Source organism: Kitasatospora sp. MBT66, from assembly GCF_000710405.2.
Lineage (GTDB): Bacteria > Actinomycetota > Actinomycetes > Streptomycetales > Streptomycetaceae > Kitasatospora > Kitasatospora purpeofusca.
The window spans coordinates 934,271-936,190 of record NZ_JAIY01000004.1 but is presented as its reverse complement, the minus strand read 5'-3'; the positions used below and the strand labels follow the sequence as shown (position 1 = coordinate 936,190).

Below are 1,920 nucleotides of genomic sequence, written 5' to 3'. Positions count from 1 at the left end.
CGACTGGTACGACCTGCTGCGGCTGCCGGACGGCCGGATCGGGCTGGTGATCGGGGACGTCCAGGGCCACAACGCCGAGGCCACGGCGGTGATGGGGCAGCTGCGCAGCGGACTGCGGGCGTACGCGACCGACGGGCACGACCCGGCCGCGACGCTCGCCCGGACCAGCCGGCTGCTGACCGAGCTGGACACCGAGCTCTTCGCCACCTGCCTCTACCTGACCCTCGACCCGGCCGACGGCACCCTGCGGGCGGCCCGCGCCGGGCACCCGGCACCGGTCCGGGTCACCGCGGACGCCCGGGCGGTGGAACTGGACCTGCCCGGCGGCCCGCCGCTGGGCGTGGCCCCCGAGCGGCCGTACCCGCTGGCGGTCGAGTACCTGCCGCCCGGCGAGACGCTGCTCGCCTACACCGACGGCCTGGTGGAGGACCGCGAGGAGGACTACGACGAGTCGGTGCACCGGATGCTCGGCGGGCTGGAGCTGTGGGCGCGCAACGCCGGGCCGGTCCGGGACGAGCCGGGACCGGACCTGGAAAAGCTGGCCGATCTGCTCACGCTGAACGTGACCGAGCGGCGTTCGCGCCCGGACGACGTCGCGTTGCTGCTGTTGCACCGCTTGTCGACTGTGCACCAGCGGGGCTGACGGGACACCGGTCGACTGCCCACGGACAGTCCGATCGCGTCCGAACCAGTGCGGACCGACGCGGTATTGACGGGATATCGATGAGATCCGGTCACCTGGCGAGATCCGGTCGCACCTTCGTAGGATCATCGCCCTAGAATTCGCCGCGTGACGATGACTCAGTGGTGCGCAACGGCAACAGGCGTGCTCGCCGCTCTCGCCCTGGTGGCCGCCGCCCGCTACCGGGCGGTCTCCACCACCCAGCGCCGTCGGGTCACCCAGCAGCAGCACGAGATCACCCGCCTCCGGGAACAGCTCGCGGCCGAACTCTCCCGCCGCGGCACCGAACTGGCCGCCGCCCAGCAGGACCAGGAACTCAACGCCTCCACCCAGCGGGCCTTCCTCAGCGTGGCCCGCCGGATCCTCGTCATGGCGCACGACCAGCAGGCCCTGCTGGACGAGATGGAGCGCACCCACGACGACCCGACCCTGCTGGAGGGCCTGCTCAAGGCCGACCACGCCGCCGCCCAACAGGCCCGGCTCGCCCAGACGCTGGCCGTGCTCTGCGGAGCCCGGGCCGGCCGCCACTGGCCCGAGCCGGTCTCGCTGGAGGACGTCGTGCGCGGCGCCCAGTCCCGCATCCTGCCGTTCCAGCGGGTGATGATCCGCAGCCGGATCGAGACCGCCGTGGTCGGCGCGGCCGCCGAGGCGCTGATCCACGCCGTGGCCGAGCTGCTGGACAACGCCACCCGCTACTCCCCGCCCAGCACCCAGGTGTACGTCACCCTGATGCCGGTGCACAACGGGGCCGTGATCGAGATCGACGACGGCGGCGTCGGGATGCCCGAACCCGCCGTCGAGAAGGCCTCCGACGCCCTGGCCGGCGGGTCCACGCTGGAGGTCTCCCGCCTCGGCGAGGTGCCCCAGCTCGGCCTGGCGGCGGTCGGCCGGCTCGCCGAGCAGTACGGGTTCCGGGTCACCATCGGCTCCGCGCCCTCGCCGTACGGCGGGGTGCGGGTCGTGGTGCTGCTGCCGAACGCGCTGCTCACCGAACCGCTGCCGCCGACCGTGCCGGGCCTGGGCCGGGGCGACGCGGTGTTCGGGGGATCGGCCGCGCCCGCGCGGTCCGGGCCCCGGGGGCGGGCCGTCCCCCCGGCCCGACCCGATCCGGCCGAGCCGGGCGCGTACCCGGACGCCGCGGCGGCGTACCCGGACGTCCCGGTGGACCGCCCGCACGCGCCCTACGAGCCGCACGCACCGCAGTCACCGCAGTCGCCGCAGGCACCGCAGGCACCGCA

General features: G+C 74.5%; 2 protein-coding genes. Both read left to right on the top strand.

Features of this window, described 5'->3' with window-relative positions:
* A partial coding sequence (locus tag BI06_RS50540) for a PP2C family protein-serine/threonine phosphatase (protein ID WP_043467229.1) occupies positions 1–643 on the top strand: 643 nt, incomplete at its 5' end.
* Positions 644–796: 153 nt separating this feature from the next.
* A partial coding sequence (locus BI06_RS10870; protein ID WP_107113308.1) for a sensor histidine kinase KdpD occupies positions 797–1,920 on the top strand: 1,124 nt, incomplete at its 3' end.